Source organism: Hymenobacter norwichensis DSM 15439 (assembly GCF_000420705.1).
GTDB classification, from domain to species: Bacteria; Bacteroidota; Bacteroidia; order Cytophagales; family Hymenobacteraceae; genus Hymenobacter; species Hymenobacter norwichensis.
The window spans coordinates 1,138,656-1,156,132 of record NZ_ATVL01000007.1 but is presented as its reverse complement, the minus strand read 5'-3'; the positions used below and the strand labels follow the sequence as shown (position 1 = coordinate 1,156,132).

8 protein-coding genes and 1 pseudogene are annotated in these 17,477 nt (G+C 57.9%); 7 read left to right on the top strand and 2 right to left on the bottom strand.

Annotation, left to right across the window (positions count from 1 at the left end; translation table 11 throughout):
- Together G536_RS32155 and G536_RS0111000 are read right to left on the bottom strand one after the other, a co-directional pair.
- A pseudogene (locus G536_RS32155) lies at positions 1–297 on the bottom strand (hypothetical protein); the annotation flags it as partial.
- Between the two features lie 232 nt (positions 298–529).
- A complete protein-coding gene (locus G536_RS0111000) occupies positions 530–3,310 on the bottom strand; it encodes an alpha-d-galacturonidase (protein ID WP_051166904.1) in 2,781 nt (926 codons plus the stop codon).
- Between the two features lie 474 nt (positions 3,311–3,784).
- Here G536_RS0111000 and G536_RS0110995 point away from each other — a divergent pair, with 474 nt between their 5' ends.
- The 7 genes from G536_RS0110995 to G536_RS0110965 all read left to right on the top strand — a co-directional run bounded on the left by G536_RS0110995 (position 3,785) and on the right by G536_RS0110965 (position 17,361).
- The gene (locus tag G536_RS0110995) at positions 3,785–5,422 is read left to right on the top strand and encodes a pectate lyase family protein (RefSeq protein ID WP_022823651.1); all 1,638 of its coding nucleotides are present in this window, start codon (positions 3,785–3,787) and stop codon (positions 5,420–5,422) included.
- Between the two features lie 259 nt (positions 5,423–5,681).
- A complete protein-coding gene (locus G536_RS0110990) occupies positions 5,682–8,828 on the top strand; it encodes a DUF6298 domain-containing protein (protein WP_051166903.1) in 3,147 nt (1,048 codons plus the stop codon).
- Positions 8,829–8,830: 2 nt separating this feature from the next.
- Positions 8,831–10,291 carry a sialate O-acetylesterase gene (locus G536_RS0110985; RefSeq protein ID WP_022823649.1) on the top strand — a complete coding sequence of 487 codons (1,461 nt, stop codon included), beginning with the start codon at positions 8,831–8,833 and terminating at the stop codon, positions 10,289–10,291.
- 89 nt (positions 10,292–10,380) lie between these two features.
- Entirely contained in the window at positions 10,381–11,283 is a 903-nt protein-coding gene (locus G536_RS0110980; RefSeq protein ID WP_022823648.1) for a TIM barrel protein, read from the top strand.
- Positions 11,284–11,551: 268 nt separating this feature from the next.
- On the top strand, positions 11,552–12,247 hold the full coding sequence (locus G536_RS27450) for a DUF3826 domain-containing protein (protein ID WP_022823647.1): 696 nt from the start codon (positions 11,552–11,554) through the stop codon (positions 12,245–12,247).
- A 42-nt stretch (positions 12,248–12,289) separates the two neighbouring features.
- Positions 12,290–15,535, top strand: coding sequence for a SusC/RagA family TonB-linked outer membrane protein (locus tag G536_RS0110970; RefSeq protein ID WP_022823646.1), 3,246 nt, complete (start codon positions 12,290–12,292; stop codon positions 15,533–15,535).
- A 14-nt stretch (positions 15,536–15,549) separates the two neighbouring features.
- The gene (locus G536_RS0110965; RefSeq protein ID WP_022823645.1) at positions 15,550–17,361 is read left to right on the top strand and encodes a RagB/SusD family nutrient uptake outer membrane protein; all 1,812 of its coding nucleotides are present in this window, start codon (positions 15,550–15,552) and stop codon (positions 17,359–17,361) included.
- Positions 17,362–17,477: the final 116 nt, after the last annotated feature.

The window sequence follows — 17,477 nt, the reverse complement described above, 5'->3', positions numbered from 1 at the left end:
CTTGAGGTGCTTGCGCATGGTCCACCATCGGTAGTAGTAGATCTGCTGCAACACCGAATCGGGGCACTCGAACAGCGGCACCTGCGCCGCCATCCAGTCGGCGGTCTGCGCGTTGGGCACCAGGTTGATAACGTCCTCCTTGTCCAGCGCGTTGAAGCGGGCCACGCTGGCACGCAGGCCATCGGTGGTAAGTACCGGGCGCGCGGATGTGGTTTGGGTGGTTGACTTCGTGGAGTTACAGCTAGCGCCGCCAAGTAGTCCGAGGGAAAGTAAAAGTGCTGTGGTGCGTGAGAGCATATGCTACTTTCTAGTGCGTTTTACTCTAAGATTAGAGGCTAACTCCCCTCCTTTTTCAAGGAGGGGTGCCCGGAGGGCGGGGTGGTTTGCTGGAATTAGAAAGCTAGAGCTAGTTGTCGTTCTAACGGTTTTACCACCCCGCCCTCCGGGCACCCCTCCTTGAAAAAAGGAGGGAAACTAGTCACTAGCTCTAGTTTTCAATACTGAATTATTCATTCTATTTCTATTTCTATTACTGAAATAACCAGTCGATTTCCTTGGTTTGCTCGCCGTTGCTGCCGAGGCCCGCATTGTAGGCTGGTAGCGGCTGGCTGGCATCCACGAAGCCCAGAATCAGGCAGGCACCGCGGCTTAGGTTGAGGGTGTGGGTACCCGCTTTAAAGGAATAGACGTGCACATTCACAGGCGGCTGCCCGGCCACCACCAAACCGTTGGCAATCTTGACGTCGGCCTGACCATAGTCGTTGGCGCTGGCGTCGATTTCCAATTGCGGCGCGGGCAGGTAGCGCGGGCTTTTCTTGTTGAAATAGCCCACTACCACTTGTACTGGCTTAGCAGTCGTGAAGCGCAGCTCCGTGCCGTTCTTCCGCTGCTGGGAAGCACTAAGGCGTACGCCCTTCAGGCCCGCCAGCTCGGGCGCGAGGGCGGTAATCTGGGCGGTGGTATCAGCAAAAACCGACTGTCCGGCCGCTACCGAGTAGGTCCCGGCTTTGGTGAGCAGCGTAACGGGGGTGTTGCGCAGCACCACTAACTTCTGCGAGGCGGGCAGCGCCTTTACTGCTTTCAATGAGTCGATGCTGTGGCGCAGGTTGGTTAGCTCCCGCTGGTACACGGGCAACATCTCGGCCCAGGTGATGTAGGTGGCATCTACGCCGCGCATCGGGATTTTGCGCTGGGCGGTTTGCATGCTGTTGGCGTAGAGGTAGGTGTCTTTGGTAAGGTCCACCATTTTCTGCCAGTGCTGCACGCTGCGTTCTAGCGCGGGCACGGCCTGCTCCAGGTCGGTTACGTTCTTGCTGTATTTGTAGCGCAGCACCCGCAAAGCAGCCCGCACTTTCTCGGCGTAGAAATCAGCCAGCACGGCCTGACAATACATGTCGTTTTTGATGCGCGCAAACTCTGCCTGGTTTTTCGTCACCGATGGGGCGGCGCGCTCAATGGCGGCTACGGCGGCTTTGCCATGCGCTTGCACTTCGTCGGCCACCTGGGGCGGCGTCTCGCCGATGTGCTTCTGCCCTTTGGCCTCTTTTTCGGCGTACTCGATAATCATCTCGCCCTCCGGTGCTTCCGACTCATACATCATCGTGAACACGCCGTAGCGCTTAGGGTTGATAAGTTGGCCCATAAGCATACCCAGCGTTAGGGTCTGGCGGTTGCCGTCGGTGATGCCGTAGCGGCGCAGCAGTTTCGGCTCGATTTCGCCGGCCTGCTCATAGGCTTCCAGCACCTGCTTGCCGGCGGCTTCGTCGGTACCAAACTTGGTGCTTAGCTGCTGGCCCCAGTAGTTCACTTCGGCCGGCCGGGGGCGGTCGGCTTTCCAAGCGTAGCGCGACCAGGCCTTATACCACATCCAGTCCCGGTCAAGTTGCAATAGGCGCTCGGGGGCTTTGTCGGCGGTATAAGGCCAGTCCCAGTACGAAGCCTGTGGGTAAATGTGCAGGGCGTTGGCGCCGTACACACTGTGCATAGCCTGCACACTCTTCTGAATAAAATCGGCAGAGCCGTAGCGGAATGGCTCCAGATTGGCCAGAATATGCACGTTTTCTACATGCACCGTGCCAATGGCGCTGAGCTTGCGGTGCAGTTCAGCCCAAGAGCCGCGCGGCGTGTAGGTGGTAAGGGCCTCGCCGTTGTACTTAGCCATCGTGTACAGATTCTTGTACAACGGCAGCGCGGCGGCCATTACACGGGGCGCGTCGGTGTCGTGGGCGCGTAGCACGATGGGTGGCTGCTCCTGCTGGCCGAGGGCCTTGAGGCCGTCCTGCACGCCGGGAATAATGGTTTTGGTGAACCAATCCACGTCGTCCTGACCGGCGCCTTCCATGGCCTCGCCCAGCGTGATAAGCAGCCCGACGTTGGGATACTTCTCCACGAAAGCAGCAATGGACTTGCGAGTGTAATCGGCAATGAGTGGGGTGATGGGCCGGGCGCGGTCCTGGGTTTTGATGTTGTGATGCTCGGCGAAGGGTTTGGAAACAAGGATGTTGTAAAACATCTGAATTACCCAAATGCCGCGCTTATCAGCCTCCTCAGTTAAGAAGCGGTATAGTTCCTCGTTCTTCTTGAAGGTGGCATCGTCCACTTCCACTGCGTAGGGGTAGTCCTTGAGGCGCACCAGGGAGGCAAACGGGTGGCCGTTCCAGAGGTAGAGCGAGTTCATGCGGTTATCGGCCAGCATGTCGAGGTACTTCACCCACAAGGCTTTATCGTAGAGCCAGGGAAACACTTCGGGCGTGTACGGATACTCGTACACAGTGCGGCCCGGCAGGTAATACGGCTTCTGAATACCGATGCAGGCACCGCGCATCACCATCTCGGGCTGCTCCTTCACGGCCAGCTTCTCCCCTATTTTGCCCTGCGCTTTCACCTGCTCGGCTAGTTCCAGGCAGCCATAAAGCACGCCCGAGTTGTCGGTGCCGCTGATGAGGACGTTGTTTTTATCAGCCGAGGTGATGGTGAAGCCCTCTTTGCCGGGCGCTTGGCCGGGCGTGGCGTGGTAGGCGGTGGCAGCCTGGGTTAGCAGCGCGTCGGTGGCGCGGCCGATGACAATCTGGTTGCTCTTGCCGCTGGATTTGTCTTGCTCGGTGATACTGGCCTTGTAGCCAGCCGCTTGCAGAGCCGCCAGCAGCCGCTCGGCGCCGTAGCGCAGGCGCGGGTGGGCCTTTTTGGGCAGCACGATGGTGCGGGTTTCAGCGGGCTTTGCGGGGGCGGCAAGCGCGCCGAGCGCGGAAAGCAGCAGGCAGCCAATCAGGAAACAACTAGTTGCGAGGCACTTCCACAAACTCCAACGCATCGGCAGGTTCCTAAGTTAATCTTGAGGTTAAGAGAGTATTTTACCTCATCAAAGTTATACGGACTGCCCGCGCTGGCCTTATACCATCTTCTCCGCCTCTTATAGCATATTGCCACGGTACCCCAGCCGCTCCGGCGGCGTTGCAATGGATTGCTTTCGGCGCTTTAGATGCTCAAAAGAGGCAGCTTCTACGAGCCTGAATCATTCCCACCGCTCCTTATATAGTATAGCCCCAAGGTGCTAGGCACCATAATATGGCGCTTCCCCCATATAGATTCCCGGTTTCCACTGCGGATTTACCGGCTCCTACTGGTGCAACTACCCCTAGCATTTGGGGTGATTTAGGCTTGAAATAGTGAATAACGCAGTGCCGCTACGTGGAATGATAACATCCTACACAGGGTCGAAAAAATGGTATAGGTAGGGGCTGTTTTTGTCTTGTTACTTAGCTGCGGTTTAAATCCTACCCACCTCATGAAAAAATACGCTCGTCCTCTTCTCGGTTTGGCAGTGTCTCTTGCCACGCAACAGGCCGCTCTGGCGCAGTATCCGCAGATTCCGGCTGATGTCCAGAAAGCTACCAACGACATGATGAAAGAGGCCCAGCGGCAATCGGATATTGCCTGGGCCAAGGCGCTGCCCATCATCGAGCGCGACAACAAGAATGGCAAGCCCTACATTCCGTGGGCCGCTCGCCCGATTGATTTGCCGCAGTCGCCGATACCGGCATTTCCGGGGGCTGAGGGTGGCGGCGCGTACTCGTTTGGCGGGCGCGGTGGCAAGGTGTACGTGGTAACCAGCCTCGCCGACAGCGGCCCTGGCACCCTGCGTGAGGCCTGCGAGCAAGGCGGGGCACGCATCGTAGTATTCAACGTGGCCGGCATTATTCGGCTGAAAAGCCCGCTCATTATCCGGGCGCCCTACATCACCATTGCGGGGCAGACCGCGCCCGGCGACGGGGTGTGCGTGGCCGGCGAATCGGTGTGGCTGAACACGCACGACGTGGTGATTCGTTACATGCGCTTCCGCCGCGGCGAAACCAACGTGGGCCGCCGCGACGATGCCATCGGGGGCAACCCGGTCGGCAACATCATGATTGACCATGTTTCGGCTAGCTGGGGCCTCGACGAGAACATGTCGATATACCGCCACATGTACAACGACAGCACCGGCATTGCCGAGCAGAAGCTGGGCACGGTGAACATCACCATCCAAAACTCCATCTTCTCGGAGGCGCTGGACACTTGGAACCACGCCTTTGGCAGCACATTGGGCGGCGAGAACTGCACGTTCATGCGCAACCTGTGGGCCGACAACGCCGGCCGGAACCCGTCTATTGGCTGGAACGGCGTATTCAACTTCGCCAACAATGTGATGTTCAACTGGGTGCACCGCTCCACCGATGGCGGCGACTACAGGGCCATGTACAACATTATCAACAACTACTACAAGCCCGGTCCGCTCACGCCGAAAGATTCGCCGGTGGGCCACCGCATTCTGAAGCCCGAATCGGGCCGCAGCAAGCTGGGCTACCAAGTGTACGGCCGCGCCTACGTGAATGGCAACATCATGGAAGGCAACGAGAGAGTGACCAAGGACAACTGGAACGGCGGCGTGCAGGTGGAAGAACTAGCCGATGCCGGCAAGTACACCGCCGACATGCGCGTAAACTCGCCGCTGCCCATGCCCACCATCACCATTTTGCCCACTGAAAAGGCCTACAGCTACGTGCTGGACAACGCCGGCGCCAACCTACCCAAGCGTGACCCAGTGGACGCCCGCATTCTAAAGCAGGTACGCACCGGCAAAATCGAGTATCCGGAAGGCGTAAAAGTGCCCGAAACGCAGTTCAAACACCGCCGCCTTCCCATCGACTCCTATAAGCAGGGCATTATCACCGACATCAGCCAAGTGGGCGGCTACCCCACCTACGCCGGCCAGCCCTACCAGGACTCCGACAAGGACGGCATGCCCGACGCCTACGAAAAGAAGAACAAGCTGAACCCCAACGACGCCAACGACGCCAGCCAGGTGCGCGGCAAAGACGGCTACACCAACATCGAGGTGTACCTGAACAGCGTGGTGCCCGTGAAGGAAGTGAAGCCGTCGTAAGCGTCTCTATTCACCTTTAGAACGTCATGCTGAGCTTGCCGAAGCATCTCTACCGCAGTGGTAATCAGATTTACTTTGGCGGTAGAGATGCTTCGGCAAGCTCAGCATGACGTTCTTATAGTTTTATTGAAGTAGGGCAACCCGTACGAAACCTCTACTCGTCAGGCTCCCCCTCTCCTTTTTATTCCGCGCATCAAGCGGCGTAGGGGGCCGGGGGGTGAGGTGCCCCACCCAGAACGTTCCACTCCACGCTCCCATCGTGCCCACACCACGCTTCCTTCCTGCACTATTCATTGTACTAGCAACTAGCGTCGCGCCAGTGCTGGCGCAAAGCAAGCCGCCCAAAAAGCCGGTGCCGCCGCCACCCGTTGCCGCCGACAAAGACGGGAAGCTGGTATACGCGCCCGATTCGTTGGGCAACCGGGTGCCCGACTTCTCCTACTGCGGCTACCGGGCCGGCGAGCAAGCTATTCCGATGGTGAGCATCCGGGTGCTGGTACCCGCGCAGGCTGGTGATGCCACCGCCCGCATTCAGGCGGCGCTGGATTACGTGGCTGGGCTGCCGCTGGGCAAAGATGGCTTCCGAGGCGCAGTGTTATTGGGCAAAGGCAAGCACGAAGTAGCGGGTCGGCTGTTGGTTCGGGCCTCGGGCGTGGTGCTGCGCGGCAGCGGCATGGGCGACGACGGCACCCTGCTCATCGGCACCGGTTACTCGCGCGACAACCTGATAACCCTAACCGGCCGCAACGACCGGAAGCTGGAAACCGCCCAGGCCATTACCGATGCCTACGTGCCCGTAAACGCCCGCACGGTGCGAGTGGCAAATGCGGCCGGGTTCAAAGTCGGTGACCGAGTACGCATTCAGCGGCCCAGCACAGCCACCTGGATTCAGACCCTCGGCACCCAGAGCTTTGGGGGCGGCGAATCGGCGCTGGGCTGGAAACCCGGCCAGCGCGACTTGTTCTGGGACCGGCAAGTAGTGGCCGTTGATGCCAACGGCCTTACGCTGGACGCGCCCATCACTACGGCGCTCGATAAAACCTACGGCGGTGGCACCGTAACCCGCTACATGTGGCCGGGTTTGCTCACGCAAGTGGGCATAGAGAATCTGCGGCTGGAATCGACGGTGGACGCCACCAACCCCAAGGACGAAGACCACCGCTGGATGGCCGTGGTGCTCGACAACGTGCAGGATGCGTGGGTGCGCCAAGTAGTATTTCGGCACTTTGCCGGCTCGGCGGTGCTGGCCCACGAAACCGCCCGTCGCGTGACCGTGGAGGATTGCATTTCCACCGAGCCCGTATCGGAAATCGGTGGCGAGCGGCGCAACACCTTCTTGACCAAGGGCCAGCAGACGCTATTCCAACGGCTCTACGCGCAGTCGGGCTACCACGATTTTGCCGTGGGCTACTGCGCCGCCGGCCCCAATGCCTTCGTGCAGTGCGAGGCCGAAGATGCCAACAGTTTTAGCGGCGCCATCGACAGTTGGGCTTCGGGCACCTTGTTCGATATTGTGAAAGAATACGGCCAGGCTTTACGTTTCGGCAACCGGGAGCAGGACGGCCAGGGCGCTGGCTGGGCCGCGGCCAATAGCGTGTTCTGGCAGTGCACCGCCGCCCGCGTCGATTGTTATAAGCCCCCAACGGCTGAAAACTGGGCGTTTGGCACCTGGGCACAGTTTGCCGGCAACGGCCACTGGGAGCAATCCAACGAGCATATCCGTCCCCGCAGCCTCTACTACGCGCAACTCCAGGACCGCCTCGGGGCCGGCGTAGCCAGCCGCGCCGTGCTGCTGCCAATTTCCACCGAAGCCTCTAGCAGTCCGCCTGTATCGGTAGCGCAGGAACTAACGAAACTCTCGGTGGAAGCCGCTCCTACCGTGCGGGCCTTCGTTCTGGCCGCCCCAACCCGGCAGCCGATTGCCGTTCAAACCACCGCACCGAGCATCGACAAGCTGAAGGTGAAGCCCGCCGCCAAACCCACGTACGCCGCCCCGCTGCAAGTAACGCGCGGCGTGGTAACGCGCGGCAACGCCCTCATAACGGGCCGCAGGCTGGACGTGCCGTGGTGGAACGGCAGCGCCCGGCCCTACGGCCTGCGCAACCCCAAGCCCCACGTCACGCGCTTCGTGCCGGGCATGAGCGGCGCCGGCCTCACCGACGATTTGCCGGAAATGACGGACTCGATGCGCGTGCAAAACGTGGTAGCCCTCAGCCACAACTACGGCCTGTGGTACGAGCGGCGCCGCGACGACCACGAGCGGGTGAAGCGCATGGATGGCGAAGTATGGCCGCCGTTCTACGAGTTGCCCTTCGCCCGCAGCGGCCAGGGCACCGCCTGGGACGGCCTCAGCCGCTACGACCTCACCAAGTACAACCATTGGTACTGGAACCGCCTGGCCGAGTTTGCCGACCTGGCCGACCAAAAAGGCCTCGTGCTGCTCAACCAGCATTATTTCCAGCACAACATCATCGAGGCCGGCGCCCATTATGCCGACTTTCCCTGGCGCCCGGTCAACAACCTCAACAACACCGGCTTCCCCGAGCCTGCCCCCTACGCCGGAGACAAGCGCATCTTCATGGCCGAGCAGTTCTACGACGTGACGGACGCCACCCGCCGGCCGCTGCACCGGGCCTACATCCGGCAGTGTCTCAACAACTTCGTGGGCAAAACCGGCGTCATTCACTTGATTGGGGCCGAATTCACCGGGCCGCTCAGCTTCGTGCAGTTCTGGCTGGATACCATTAAGGAGTGGGAAATGGAAACCGGCCACCAAGCCACCATTGCTCTGAGCACCACCAAAGATGTGCAGGACGCCATTCTGGCCGACCCCGCCCGCGCCGCCGTGGTCGATGTCATCGACATCAACTACTGGCACTACCAGTTCGACGGCAGCACCTACGCCCCGGCCGGCGGCCAGAACCTAGCCCCGCGCCAACACGCCCGCCTACTCAAGCCTAAACGCAGCTCGTTCGAGCAGGTGTACCGGGCCGTGCGCGAGTACCGCCAGCAGTTCCCCGACAAAGCCGTGCTCTACTCCGCCGACAATTACGACACCTTCGGGTGGGCGACGCTGCTGGCTGGGGGCTCTCTGGCCAGCGTGCCACGCGTAGAGGATGCACGTTTTGCTGCTGCCGTATCTGCCATGACCCCGGTGGAGCTTCCAGGCAAGCCCGCTAACCAGTGGGCTCTGAGTGACAGCAAAACGGGATTTGTGGTCTACCGCGACGGTGCCGCGCCCGTGCAGCTGGATTTATCGGCCCTGAAAGGCACGTTTACTGTCCGTCACATCAACCCAAAAACGGGTCAGGTAACCGCCTCAAAAGAAATGGTGAAAGGCGGGCAGTCGGTGACGCTGAACAGCCCTGCCACCGGCGCCGATGTGGTGTGGTTAGTTAAGAAATAACGATGAAAACACAGGTAGTTGGGCTGCTGGCAGCACTTGGATTTGCTACTTCGGCGCAAGCCGACGTGGTGCTGCCCCGCATCCTCGGGCACAACATGGTGTTGCAGCGCAACAAGCCGCTGCCCATTTGGGGTACCGCCACGCCAGGCGAAGCGGTTTCCGTGCAGTTTGCCGGGCAGCAGCAGCGCACCACCACCGATGCCAACGGCCATTGGCAGGTGACGTTGCAGCCCTTGACAGCCTCGGCCAAACCGGCGGAACTGGTGATTACCGGCCAGAACACCATTCAACTGCACGATATTCTGGTGGGGGAAGTGTGGCTGGCCTCGGGGCAGTCGAACATGGAGTACACCATGCGCAAGAACAGCAAGGTGACCATTCCGGCCACCGAGGATGCCAGTCCGCTTACCGAACTGGAGCGCGCCCACAACCCGGCCATTCGCATTTTTCTGGTGAACCGGAAGGAGCTGGTGAAGCCCGAGCCGCAGCACCGCGGCTGGAGTGTCGCGCAGGATTCGGCCTTACGGTCGTTTTCGGCGCCGGCGTATTTCTTCGCCAAAGAGCTGTACGACCATCTGAAAGTGCCCATCGGGGTTATTTCCTCTGCCATTCCGGGCAGCCGCATCGAGCCCTGGATTGCCGAAGAAGCGTTTGCGCAGGATCCGTACTACGCCAGCCAGAAAGTGGACGGTGACCCCGGAAAATTCTACGAGCCCATGATTCGGCCGCTGGCGCCGTTTGCGGTGCGCGGCTTCCTGTGGTACCAAGGCGAATCCAACTGCTTCCTGGGCGAAACCACCACCTACACCCACAAGCTGAATACGCTGATCAGCAATTGGCGCACCGCCTGGCACGACCCAACGCTGCCCTTCTACTACGTGCAGCTGGCCCCGTTCAAGTACTCGGAATCCAAGGACACCAAAGTACCTCTAACCCGCGAAACCCTGCCCAAATTCCGCGAAGCGCAGGAAGCCGTACTACAAACCCCGCACACGGGTCTAATCGTCACGACGGACCTCGTTACCAAGCTCGACGACATTCACCCCCCTTACAAGTGGAAGATTGGCCGCCGGCTGGCCTGGCTGGCCCTCGCCGATACGTACAAGCAGAAAAACGTGGCCGCCAGTGGCCCGGTGTTCGACCACCTGCAAGTGAAGGGCACCACGATGACAATATCCTACAAGTCTTTGGGCAGCGCCCTCATCAGCAAAGACGGCCAGCCGCTCACCGATTTTGAAGTGGCCGGGGCTGACGGTGTATTCCATAAGGCACAGGCCCGCATCAAAGGCAAGCGCGTGTTGGTTTCCGCGTCCGAGGTACTTCAGCCGGTGGCTGTGCGCTTCGGCTGGGACGAGGTAGCCAAGCCCAATCTGTTTTCCAAAGCAGGCCTACCAGCCCGGCCTTTCCGCACCAACGCCGCTGCTACAAGTGCTACCACCGCCACTACAGAAGCTGGCAAATAGCCTTCTGTACGATACGGGAGCCAGCTTAGAATCCGCTTCTACTTTGTCAATCGAAATAGTATCAGTAAGTATTTACTAACTGCTTCGCCATGCACCAACACCCACTCAACCGTCGGGACTTCCTGAAAGCCGGCTCCCTACTCACGGCTGGTTTGCTCTTGCCTTGGTCAGCCTCCTCGGCCCGCAGCAAGAAGCTCACCTACAAGATTGCCGTAGTGGACCTCATGATTCTGAAGCGGCAGAAGCTGGGGGCCTTACAGCTCACCAAGGACATCGGGGCCGACGGCGTAGAAATTGACATGGGTGGCCTGGGCCAGCGCGAAACCTTTGATAGTCAGCTGGCAAAGCCCGAAATCCGCCAGCAGTTTCTTGATAAAGCCAAGGAGCTGAACCTGGAAATCTGCTCTTTGGCCATGACGGGCTTCTACGCCCAGTCCTTCGCCACCCGCCCCACCTACCAGCGCATGGTGCAAGACTGCATCGATACCATGAAGGCCATGAACGTGAAGGTGGCTTTCCTACCGCTCGGCACCCAGGGTAACTTGGTGAAGAACCCGGAACTGCGGCCGGCCATTGTGGAACGCCTGAAAGTGGTGGGCAAGATGGCCCAGAAAGCCGATGTGGTGGTTGGCATCGAAACCGCCCTAGATGCCAAAGGCGAAGTGGAACTGTTGCGTGAAATCGGTTCTAAACACATCCAGATCTACTTCAACTTCTCCAACCCGCTTAAGGAGGGCCGCGACCTGCACCAGGAGTTGAAAATTCTGGGCCGCAAGCGCATCTGCCAGATGCACGCCACCGACGAGGACGGCGTGTGGCTGGAAAACAACACCCGCCTCGACATGCGCAAGGTCAAGCAGACGCTAGCCGAAATGGGCTGGGAAGGCTGGCTGGTGATTGAACGCTCCCGCGACGCCAACGACGCCCGCAACGTGAAACGAAATTTTGGAGCCAATACGGCGTATCTGAAGTCGATTTTCCAGACGGGCTAGAAGAAAAGCACCCCGTTTGCTGTCAGCAAAACAACTTATACCTTATATACTATACAGAAGGCTGGCTGAGTCATCACTTACCCGTTAAATTGTCGACTTTCTACCCGAACTATTTCCAATGAATTAGTGCTTTGGTAATCCTAAAAATGGGTTTTCTGCGTGCAACCAAAGCCAGATGATAAGATCGTATAACAAGTTGCCTAAAAGGTGCATATCTACCTCTGGGAGTGGGTGTAAATTGCTGCTGCACTGAAGCTACTCCTCACCTATGCACTCTATCATCCGCAGCTACCTGTTTGCCGGGATTCTATCCGTTGTTGCTGTGGCCCCGGCTGCCGCTCAAACCGCTCCGCCCACAGAAACCAAAGAAGCTGCTTATACGCGCACTATCACGGAACGGGCCGACAAGATCGTGGCTACTCTTGGCCAGTTAAACGCAAAAGCTAGCGGGCAGGTTCGAGATATTATTGCTGGTCAGTATCGGGCACTCAACGAGATTCACGAGAAACAGAAAACGCAGGTTACGGCGCTGAAGGCAAAGCCGCAGGATGATGCCACCAAGGCAGAATTGGCGAAAGTGGAAAACACTACCAATGTGGCCCTCGACAAGCTGCACGCCCAATACCTCAAAAAGCTGGAGCGCCACCTCACGGCGGCTCAAGTTGAAAAAGTGAAGGATGGCATGACCTACAGCGTGGCGCCCAACACCATGCGCGCCTACAACGACATGCTGCCCACCCTGACCGAAGCCCAAAAAGCGCAGATGCTGGCCTGGCTGCATGAAGCTCGGGAGCACGCCATGGATGCCAGCACCTCGGAGAAGAAGCACGCCTGGTTTGGCAAGTACAAAGGCAAAATCAACAATTATCTCTCGGCGGCTGGCATCGATATGAACCAGGCCGGCAAGGACTGGCAAGCTCGCCGGGCCGCTGCTGCTACGCAACCTGCACAACCCACAAAATAAATCCCCCCAACACAGCATGTGTTTTCCCACAAATCAACTGCTATGACCCGTTTTGTACCCCTACTTCCTCCCCGCCCGCTCAGCGCCAGCCAACAGGCTGTCTACGCCTTATTAGCCGGCTTTTTGCTTAGCGCTGGCGTGGCCAGTGCCGCTGTGGTCGGCCCGGCGGTAGGTGCTGCCCCCACCACGGCTTCCGCCGCCTTTATCAACCTGACCGGTACGGTGCGGGATGCCAAAGGCGAAGGAATACCAGGGGTCAGCGTGGTCATTAAAGGTACTACCACAGGCACCGCCACCGATGCCAAAGGTGTGTTTCGTCTCAACGTGCCCACCGGCAACGAAACGCTGATTATTAGCTCTATTGGCTTCAAGAAGCAGGAAATAGTCGTTGGGGGCCGTTCCAACCTCGACGTGGTACTGGTAGACGATGCCGCCGCCCTCGATGAGGTAGTGGTAGTGGGTTACGGCACGCAGTCCAGAGTAAGCCTAACGGGCGCAGTAGCTACCGTGGATATGAAAGCCATTGAGGAACTGCCAGTAGGTAGCCTCTCCACGGCCATTGCGGGCCAAAACCCCGGTGTGGGCGTAAGCGGTGGTACTGCCCGCCCCGGCGATAAAGGCCAGATTACGGTTCGGAACCCGGTTGTTCTTACCAAAGACGGCGGTACCACCCGCCCTCTCTTCGTGATTGACAACGTGGTGCGCACTGAGGAAGACTTCAACCTGCTCGACCAGTCGGAAGTAGAAGCTATTTCGATTCTGAAAGACGCCGCCGCTGCTATTTACGGGGCCCGCTCCAACCAGGGGGTGGTAGTAGTAGCTACCAAACGTGGCAAAGCCGGGCCGGCTAAGTTCTCCTATAGTGGCTCGGTAGGCATATCGGATGCTGCCCGTCTGCCTAGCATGATGAGCGGCCTGGAGCACGCCACCTACCTGAACGACCTTAACTTCTACCGGGGCCGAGCAGCTACAGAGCAGATATTTTACACGCCGGATGAGCTGGATTACTTTGCTACCCACGACACAAATTGGCTGGAGAAGGCCTGGAAACCTTCTACCCTTACCCGCAATGCGCTGAACGTAAGTGGCGGTAGCGACCGGGCCACGTACTTCGCCAGCGTATCGTACAACCGCCAGAACGGCAACTTCGACAACGTTAATTCCGATAAGTGGACGTTCCGGGCTAGCACCGACGTAACCGTGGCTACCGGCCTGAAAGCAGGCCTCTCGCTGAGCGGTGACCTATTTAAGTCGAAGACATATTGGTTTAAGCAGGGTACGGAAAATCCCGACAATGACATGAAGTCGTTGCTCTGGACACCTAAGTTTACCGAGTTTTACATTGATGGCAACCCGGCCTATCAAGCGCCTGGCTTTACCAACACGAACAGCGTTGATGCCGCCCATTTCTTTGAAGTCCAGAAGTCAAACAACTACGCGTCACAACGCAACAACGGCCTGAACCTAACGGCCAACATTGACTACGATATTCCCTTCCTCAAGGGCCTAAAAGCCCGAGTGCTTTATAGCCGCACGCTCGACAATACATTCGGCAAGAATTTCGGCACTAGTTACAACGTAACTGAATACGTGGGGCAGGGTGAACACGGACACATTCCGGGAGGGGCAGTTCGTCAGCAGCGCAACATTCGAAATGGTGACCAGATTTTCCTCACTCCTAGTTCTACGGATACGTACCAGCTCAACGGCTATCTGAACTACGATCAGCAGTTTGGCCAGCACCACATATCGGCACTGGCCTTCTTCGAGCAAGCTGAAACCTATTACGATGAAGTCAGAACTTATAAGACGGGTATTGTTCCGGGCGGCCTCGACAACATAAAATTTGCTATCGGTGAAGTATCTACCGATGAAAACGTAAGAGAATCAGGCATTCTCTCCTACGCAGGCCGCATCAACTACAACTTTGCTAACAAGTATTTTGCAGAGCTGGCCTTGCGTTACGACGGCTCCACCAACTTCGCGCCCGAACATCGCTGGGGCTTGTTTCCTTCGCTGTCAGCGGGTTGGGTGATTTCCGAGGAAAACTTCTTTCCGAAGGGCAACGGAGTTAATTTCCTGAAGCTACGGGGCTCCGCGGGTTTGCTTGGAGGTGACGCTACCCGCGGCTACAACTGGCAGGAAAACTATCAGTTCCGGATCGGTGGCGGCGCGGTATTTGGTGGCAACGGCGAAAAAACCCTCACCGTATCGCCTAACAATGCAATGGCCAACCGCAATGCCCGATGGGACGAGAACCGGAAGTACAACGCCGGTATCGACGCCCGTTTCCTTAACAACCGCCTGTCGGTCAGCGCGGATGGCTTTTACGACCAGCGCCGGAACATGCTCACGGCTATTTCATCCTCGGCTCCGCTGCTGATTGGCGCGCCACTACCCTCAGAAAACTATTCGTCAATTGATGGTTTTGGCTATGAGTTGTCGGTGGGTTTCGGCGACAAGATTACCAATGATTGGTCGTACCGGGTAAATACATTCCTGTCGTGGAACGATGACCGGCAGATTAAAGTGGATATAGAGCGCGGCAAAGTCGGGCAGTGGGACGACCCCACTGGCCGTTCAAGCGACCAAGGCGTGCGGGGTTATAAGTACTTGGGCATGTTCCGCTCCCAAGACGATATAGATGCCTTCTTCCAAGCCAACCCCCAACTTAACCGTAACACTTACACCATCTTTGGTGATAAGCCGGCACCCGGCATGCTGTATTACCAGGACATCCGCGGCCGCAAAGATGCGTTGGGCAACTATACTGAGCCTGATGGTATCATCACCGAAGAAGACGAAACATTCCTGAACCGGAAGTCCAGCAACCACTACGGTATTGGCCTCAACCCGAGCATGTCCTACAAAGGCCTGACTATTCAGGTAACAATGGGGATGTCGTTTGGCGGCCAAGGGCTGGTAGAAGGTACCGCGCGCTCAGTCGCCACGCCTACTGCCAACCGGCCGGAGTTCTGGGCCGACCACTGGAGCCCCGATAATCCGAATGCTAAATACCCGTCGCCCGGTACTGCCAACACTTACAACAAGACCTCGGAGTTCTGGTATGTAAACTCGCTGTCGGCCACTATGCGCAACGCCACCATTTCCTACACGTTGCCTACCGCACTGGTGAGCCGCGCTAACATCAGCAGCGTGAAAGTCTACTTCGTAGCCGTTAACCCCATCAACTTCTACAACCCCTACACCTACAAAACCTACGGAGGTGCCTACGATGCGTACCCCACGCTACGGTCGTTGTCGCTGGGTCTGAATGTTGGCTTCTAATTCCCTCTGAACTCATGAAATTCACTCGCCTAGCTGCTTTACTCGCTTTTTCGGCTTCTGCCCTGACCATTGCAGGCTGCAAAGACACTCTGGATAAAATCAACCAGTCAGCCGCCAGCGAAGAACTGGTTTTCCAGAATGAGACCATAGCTTTTCTCAACCTAAGCTACATCTACGACCAAAACCTACCCGGCTGGTTCGGCGTGACCGGTGCAGGCCTGGGGAACGTCAACCCTAGCGGCTTATCGGAAGAAGCGGCGTCAGACAACGACTACCTCCGAGGCACGGTGACGCAGAATACCGTAACGGACTTTGGCGTTGCGCTGGCTGCCAACAACAACTACGGCAAGATTCGGACTATCAACATGTTTATCCAGGGCCTCGGACGGTCGCCGATTCCGACGCAGCCACGCAACCAACTCAAAGGCGAGGCGCTATTCTTCCGCGCCTACCGCTACTTCGATTTGGTGCGGGTGTACGGCGGGGTGCCGCTGGTACTCACGCCGCAGAATGCCGTAGGCCCAGAAGCGCGTGAGGCGGCTTATTTGCCGCGTAATACCACCACTGAGTGCTTCAACCAAATTACTGCCGACCTGGACTCAGCTATTGCTTATCTGCCAGGCAAATGGAGCGGCAACAGCAACTGGGGTCGTATTACGAGCGGGGCTGCCGCTGCCTTTAAGGCTCGCGCCTTGCTTTTTGCTGCCAGTCCACAGTTCAACCCTTCTGATGATGCTGGCAAGTGGCAAAAAGCTTTTGCCGCCAGCCAGCAGGCCCGGACGCTGTTGAGTACCAATGGCTTTGGCCTGCACCCGTCTTTCGACCAGTTATGGCTGCCTACATCGGAAGTTAATAACCCAGAGGCAGTGCTGGTAACAGGCTATAATACCGGCGCTGCCGGCACCCAGGGCGTTAAGAACAACCAATATGACAACTCCACCCGGCCGGCCTACACCGGTACCGGCGGTGGCTCCAACCGGCCTACCTGGGATTTGGTGAAGGCTTTCCCGATGCTTGATGGCAAGAAGCCTGGCGAATCGACGAAGTACCCCTACACTTTACAGAAGTTTTATAAAAACCGGGACCCACGCTTCGACAAAACCATTGCCTACAATGGAGCAACTTGGCCGCTGAACGGTAACGCCAACTTCAAAATCTGGACTTATCTGCGGGGCACCACAAGCGTAGAACCATCTGGCGCTACTCCTAGCGGCTTCTATCTGCGCAAAGCCATCAACCCCACGGTACCCGCTAACACTGCGAATCTTGTTGGTACCGACTGGATTGAGATTCGTTATGCGGAGGTACTACTAAACCTAGCTGAGGCTGCTTGCGGTGTAAATAACCTCACAGAAGCATATGCTCAACTCCGTGCTATCCGAGCGCGGGCCGGCATTGAAGCTGGCGGTGGCGACTATGGCTTGCAAACCGGAATGAACCGGGCGCAGATGTTCGAGGCCATCCTATACGAGCGGCAGATTGAACTAGCCTTCGAGGGCAAGCGGTTCTGGGACTTACGGCGCTGGCGTAAGATGGAAAGCCTCAATGGTAAGCGCCGCGAGGGACTTGTTGTCACTCTCAAGACTACCGGCATCCCCTCCGATTTTGCCACCAACCGTGACAACCTCAACATCGACTTCGTTTACGACAACTATTTCACCCTTTCAACTAAGGTACTAGATGGAACTACAGCAGCTGCTTATCCTCAAGGTATTCAGTGGAAGCCAGAATACTACTTCTTCGCTATTCCGCAGCAGGCCATCGACAATAACCCCCTGCTAATCCAAAATAACACCTGGGGTGGCGCTTTTGACCCGCTGCAGTAGGGCAACAGCTTCGGTTTACATACTCAAACGCCCCTTGGCCAACTGGCCAAGGGGCGTTTGATTTTTAAGCGTTTCGATATCCACTACGCGGCAAATTCGCGTACAGGCTTCATCTT